The sequence below is a fragment of the Flavobacterium columnare NBRC 100251 = ATCC 23463 genome, assembly GCF_002530675.1.
GTDB lineage: Bacteria > Bacteroidota > Bacteroidia > Flavobacteriales > Flavobacteriaceae > Flavobacterium > Flavobacterium columnare.
This window is the reverse complement of record NZ_PCMX01000159.1, coordinates 1-6,156: the sequence shown is the minus strand read 5'-3', so window position 1 is coordinate 6,156 and position 6,156 is coordinate 1. Positions and strand designations below refer to the sequence as shown.

The following is a 6,156-nucleotide window of genomic DNA, read 5'->3' as shown; positions in this document are numbered from 1 at the left end:
CCAAATTGTTTTAAAAAATCTGACATACGATTAATTATTAAGTTAAAATTTAATTTATTTTTGGGGATTTAAAGTATTGATTATTTTAATCATGCAAATATAAACAAAATTTTGAATATTTATACAAGATAATGAATGAATTTGAAGATTTAGGTGTGCGATTCAATAGATATTTAATATCTAAGGGACTTGGTGTTAATCAAATTGCTAGGATTTTAGAATTATCAGGCAGTCAAATAAGTAATATTAAAAATGGAAAAGTTTTTGGTACAGATAAGATGTTCAAAATATTGAATACTTTTACGGATTTAGATGCCAATTGGTTATTTCGTGGAGAATCTATGGAACATCCTGAAGTTGATATCAACAGACTGGATTATATAATTGAATTGCAAAAAGAGCGTATTATAGATCTTAAAAAAGAAAATGCGGAATTAAAGAAGATGCTAAGATCTAAAAATATAGAATAAAAAGAGTTTTTACAATTTAGCTTATATAATTCCATATATTTTTTTTCTTATTTAATTCTATAAATACTTGTTTAAGTTTTTGATGTGCTGTTTTTTCCATAAAAGGATCATCTTTTAATAAACGGATGGCTTGGTATCTTGCTAGTTGTAAAATATCACGATCTTTTACTAAATCAGCAATCTGTAAATTTAGTACACCGCTTTGTTGAGTTCCCATAATATCTCCTGGACCACGAAGTTTTAAATCAACTTCCGAAATTTCAAAACCATCATTGGTTTTACACATGGTTTCCATACGTATTTTACTTTCATTACTAAGTTTAACACCTGTCATAAGGATACAATAACTTTGTTCTGCTCCTCTTCCTACACGTCCTCTTAATTGGTGTAACTGCGATAATCCAAAACGTTCAGCACTTTCAATAATCATTACTGATGCGTTAGGAACATTTACACCTACTTCAATTACGGTTGTTGCTACCATTATATTCGTTTTTCCTGCTGCAAAACGATTCATTTCTTCTTCTTTTTCTGAAGCTTTCATTTTACCATGCACTATAGAAATGGCATATTTAGGCAAAGGAAAATCTCTTGAAATACTTTCATAACCATCCATTAAGTCTTTATAATCCATAGATTCTGACTCTTGAATTAGTGGATAAACAATATAAATTTGTCGTCCTTTATCAATCTCATCGCGTATGAATTTCCAAACTTTTAGTCGATTGTTGTCATAGCGATGTACTGTTTGTATAGGTTTTCTACCTGGAGGCAGCTCATCAATCACTGATACATCTAAATCACCATATAAACTCATGGCCAAGGTTCTAGGGATAGGGGTAGCGGTCATTACTAATACATGAGGAGGAAGTTCTGCTTTTTTCCATAACTTACTGCGTTGTTCTACCCCAAAACGATGTTGTTCATCTATAATGGCTAATCCTAAATTTTTAAATTGTACTTTGTCTTCTAATAAAGCATGAGTGCCAATCAATATGTGTAAAGTACCTTTTTGGAGTTCTTCATGAATGATTTTCCGATCTGAAGTTTTAGTTGAGCCTGTAAGTAATTTTATATTTATATTCAAGGGTTTAGCTAATTCCGTAATTCCATTAAAATGCTGAGTAGCTAAAATTTCAGTAGGAGCCATAATACATGCTTGAAATCCGTTATCTAAGGCTAGAAGCATGCTCATTAAAGCAACAATTGTTTTTCCAGAACCAACATCTCCTTGTAATAATCGGTTCATTTGAGCTTGGTTTCCTAGATCATTTCGAATTTCTTTTAATACTTTTTTTTGAGCATTAGTTAAATCAAAGGGAAGGTATTTGGTGTACATTTCATTAAAATAATAACCGACTTTTTCAAATGGATGCCCTTTTATTTTATGTTTTCTAAGTAAATTTTTAGAAATTAATTGTAATTGAATAAAAAAAAGTTCTTCAAATTTTAATCTAAATTGTGCCTTTTGTAATAATTCTTGACTTTTAGGAAAATGAATATTAAATAAAGCACTGTTTTTAGGAATAAGTTGTAATTCTTCTAAAAGATAAGAAGGAAGAGTTTCTATAAATAAAGTATGTGTTTCAATAAAAAGTTGTTGCATCATTTTATTTATAACTTTATTAGAAATTCCTTTATTTTGTAATTTTTCAGTAGACGGATAAACAGCCTGCATTGCAGTGCGTAAGTTGGCTTTATGTTCTTCTACCAATTCCATTTCAGGATGTGGCATAGAAAATTGACCATTAAAGGCATTCGTTTTTCCAAATATGACATAAGGTGTGTTAATTTTTATGTTTTCACGAATCCATTTAATACCTTGGAACCAAACCAATTCTATTTCACCGGTATCATCTACAAATGTAGCTACTAACCGTTTTTTTGTTTTACCAAATTCAACGGTTTTTAGATGAATGATTTTACCTATAATTTGAACTTCACTATTGCTTGGAAGGAGTTCATTGATTTTATAATAACGTGTTCGATCTATATAACGATTAGGGTAAAGATTAACTAAATCGGCATATTTATGAATAGAAAGTTCTTTACGCAACAATTCTCCACGTTGGGGACCAACACCTTTTAAATATTCTATAGGAGTTTCTAATAATGACATTTTAATAAAACTAAATTAATTTAACAACTTAATTTTTTTTCAATAAGTCTATATACCAAAAACCGTAATTAAGGTTTACATTATCTGAATTGGTATTACAAGTTTGATTGGAATTATTTGATTTTGGTTGTTCATATTTTCGATGAACGATTTCTCCAAGTTCAAATTCAATCGGTTTTGAAAAAATAGGGCCATCAAAAGTAAAAGTATGAAATTCTCCATTTTCCCCACAAGGATCTACATTTTTAGGTAAATCATTTATGAATTGAAGGTCTATGATACGACCTACAAAGCGTTTGTCTAAATATCGTTCATTTACACAAGTAACAATCGTTTTGAATCCCAAATTTAAGAAAGTATGAATTAATTCTTTTGTATCTATTTTCCATAAAGGGAAAACACCTTTAAATCCTAATTCTTTTAATTTTTCTTCACGATAATCACGTAAATCTTGTAAGAAAATATCTCCAAAAACAGAAATAGAAATTCCTTTATCTTTAAAATTAGATAATGTAGTCCTCATAATATTTTCATAGACTTCCATAGTTGGTGCTTCTGGAATTTCCATTTTATGCAATGGTATTTTTAAACTTTTTGCTTGTTCTTCTAAAAGTTCAGTACGCACACCGTGCATCGAGATGCGATTATACTGTTTATTTACACTTGTTAAAAGTGTTGTTACTTCGTATTCATTAGTTTGCAAAATTTTATGCAATGCCAATGCTGAATCTTTCCCACTGCTCCAATTAAAAATAGCTTTTGATTTCAATTTTTGATATTTTATGGTAAACTTACAAAAACATTGTATTTTTAAAAAGTAAAATATTAATTCTGATTGATAAAGAATAACCTTTATTTTATATAAAAGATAAAAAATATAGGCTGAATATTACCCCTTGATTACGCATTAGAAATTTATTAGATATTAAATGGCTTTGAATGTGAAAAAGTTTAGATTTTTTATCCTTAATGAAGCAAAACAATATGTGTTTTATCTTCATCAAAGTCTAGTTCATAATATGGTTTAAAAATTAGATGAATTAAAATTTTGTAATAAAAAATAGCCCGATATACTCGGGCTAATATTATTAATAATAAAAACTATACTGATTTCTAATATTTTTAATTCTATTCTTTAATACTATGTAGTATACATTTTTTTTCTCATTTCTTGAATTTTATCATCTTCAAGATATTCATCAAAAGTCATATAACGATCAATAACACCCTTTGGGGTTAATTCCAAAATACGATTTCCAACTGTTTGAGCAAATTCGTGGTCATGTGTTGTAAACAATACAGAACCTTTGAAGTTTTTTAGTGAATTATTAAATGCTGTAATAGATTCAAGATCTAGGTGATTAGTAGGTTCATCAAGCATTAGTACATTAGCACGTAACATCATCATTCTAGAAATCATACAACGTACTTTTTCTCCTCCTGATAATACACGTCCTGTTTTTAGTGCTTCTTCTCCTGAAAATATCATTTTTCCTAAAAAACCACGAACATAAACTTCATCTCTTTCTTCTTCTGTTTTTGCCCACTGGCGTAACCAATCTACTAAAGTATAATCATTTTCAAAGAAGCTATGGTTATCAGCAGGTAAATACGATTGATTAGTAGTAACCCCCCAATCAAAAGTACCTGAATCAGGTGTCATATTCCCATTTATAATTTCATAAAAAGCACTCGTAGCACGAGAATCTTTAGAAAATAAAACAATTTTATCTCCTTTAGCCATGTTTAAATCTACATTTTTAAACAAAACTTCCCCATCTACAGAAGCTGATAGGTTTTGAATATTTAAAATTTGATCACCAGCTTCACGTTCTTGATCAAAAATAATGGCAGGATAGCGACGACTAGAAGGCTTGATATCTGAAATATTTAATTTTTCAATCATTTTTTTACGGGATGTTGCTTGTTTTGATTTGGCAACATTTGCAGAAAAACGACGGATAAATTCTTCTAATTCTGCTTTTTTCTCTTCTGCTTTCTTATTTTGTTGAGCACGTTGTTTAGCTGCTAACTGGGACGATTCATACCAAAATGTATAGTTACCAGAATAATGGGTTATTTTACCAAAATCAATATCAGATACGTGGGTACAAACAGCATCTAAAAAGTGACGGTCATGCGAAACTACCAACACTGTATTTTCATAATTTGCCAAGAAGTTTTCTAGCCAACCAATCGTTTCAAAGTCTAAGTCATTCGTAGGCTCGTCCATAATAAGTACATCTGGGTTTCCAAATAAAGCTTGTGCTAATAATACACGTACTTTTAATTTCCCTTCCATTTCACCCATTAGAGTATAGTGATAATCAGGACCGATACCTAAATTAGATAATAAAGTAGCTGCATCAGAATCCGCATTCCAACCATTCATTTCTTCAAATTGAATCTGTAATTCTCCTATTCTGTCAGCATTGGCATCGTTATAATCTAAATATAACTCATCCATTTCTTTTTTAACAGCATATAAGACTTTATTTCCCATTAATACCGTTTCTAAAACGGTATGTTCATCAAACATGTTGTGGTTCTGGTTTAAAACAGACATACGTTTACCAGGTTCTAATATTACATGTCCAGAAGTAGGATCAATATCTCCTGATAATATTTTTAAAAATGTTGATTTTCCTGCACCGTTTGCACCTATAATTCCATAACAGTTACCTTGTGTAAAAGTTACGTTTACTTCGTCAAACAAAATTCGTTTACCAAATTGTACTGATAAATTTGAAACTGTTAGCATTTTTTATTTTTTTAAAACGTTGCAAAAATACTAATTAGTAATCAGTTATTAGTTATTAGTTGTTAGTTTTTTATAAATTGCATGAAATTCTAAAAACTAAGCATGAAAATACCTTTTGAAAATGCGCCCTTTTATCATTACTTGTTAGAAATACTTGCATTTTTTATAGGTATGCGTTTTTATTTTTATCTTAAAAAAAAGAATTCCATTATATCAGATGAGAATAGACTTTGGATATTATTAGGAGCTATGATAGGAGCTTTGATTGGATCAAGACTCATTGCAGTTTTAGAAACTCCAAGTTTAATTTCTAAGATGTCCTTTTTAATTATTTTTCAGAGTAAAACAGTAGCAGGTGGTTTTTTAGGTGGTTTATTTGGCGTAGAAATAATTAAAAAAATTATTGGTGAGAAAAAACCCTCAGGCGATTTATACGTATATCCTATTATAATTGCATTAATAATAGGAAGAATAGGATGTTTTGGTATGGGGATTACAGAACCTACTTATGGAATAGAAACTTCCTTTTTTACAGGAATAAACTTAGGTGATGGAAAATTTAGACATCCAGTAGCTTTATATGAAATTATTTTTTTAGTATGTCTCATTTTTTTATTTAATAAACTTAAAAATGTTGATCTACTAAATGGAGATCGTTTTAAGCTTTTTTTCTTGCTCTATTTTTTATACCGTTTTTTTATTGAATTTTTAAAACCTTATGAACCATTAATTATAAAATTAAGTATCATTCATTGGATATCTATTTTTATACTGATATATTACTACAAATTTATTATTAGAATTAT

5 protein-coding genes are annotated in these 6,156 nt (G+C 29.2%); 2 read left to right on the top strand and 3 right to left on the bottom strand.

Annotation, left to right across the window (positions count from 1 at the left end):
- Positions 1-131: 131 nt before the first annotated feature.
- A complete protein-coding gene (locus B0A78_RS13925) occupies positions 132-470 on the top strand; it encodes a helix-turn-helix domain-containing protein (protein WP_014164578.1) in 339 nt (112 codons plus the stop codon).
- A gap of 16 nt (positions 471-486) precedes the next feature.
- Here the strand turns inward: B0A78_RS13925 and recG are convergent, their stop codons facing one another.
- The 3 genes from recG to B0A78_RS13910 all read right to left on the bottom strand — a co-directional run bounded on the left by recG (position 487) and on the right by B0A78_RS13910 (position 5,350).
- A complete protein-coding gene (recG, locus tag B0A78_RS13920) occupies positions 487-2,589 on the bottom strand; it encodes an ATP-dependent DNA helicase RecG (protein WP_065213626.1) in 2,103 nt (700 codons plus the stop codon).
- A 28-nt stretch (positions 2,590-2,617) separates the two neighbouring features.
- Complete coding sequence (locus B0A78_RS13915) at positions 2,618-3,358, bottom strand: Dph6-related ATP pyrophosphatase (RefSeq protein ID WP_065213625.1); 741 nt, start codon at positions 3,356-3,358, stop codon at positions 2,618-2,620.
- Positions 3,359-3,730: 372 nt separating this feature from the next.
- Positions 3,731-5,350, bottom strand: coding sequence for an ABC-F family ATP-binding cassette domain-containing protein (locus B0A78_RS13910; RefSeq protein WP_014164575.1), 1,620 nt, complete (start codon positions 5,348-5,350; stop codon positions 3,731-3,733).
- Between the two features lie 102 nt (positions 5,351-5,452).
- Here B0A78_RS13910 and B0A78_RS13905 point away from each other — a divergent pair.
- Positions 5,453-6,156: prolipoprotein diacylglyceryl transferase family protein (locus tag B0A78_RS13905; protein ID WP_097609787.1), on the top strand; the 704-nt coding region annotated here is incomplete at its 3' end.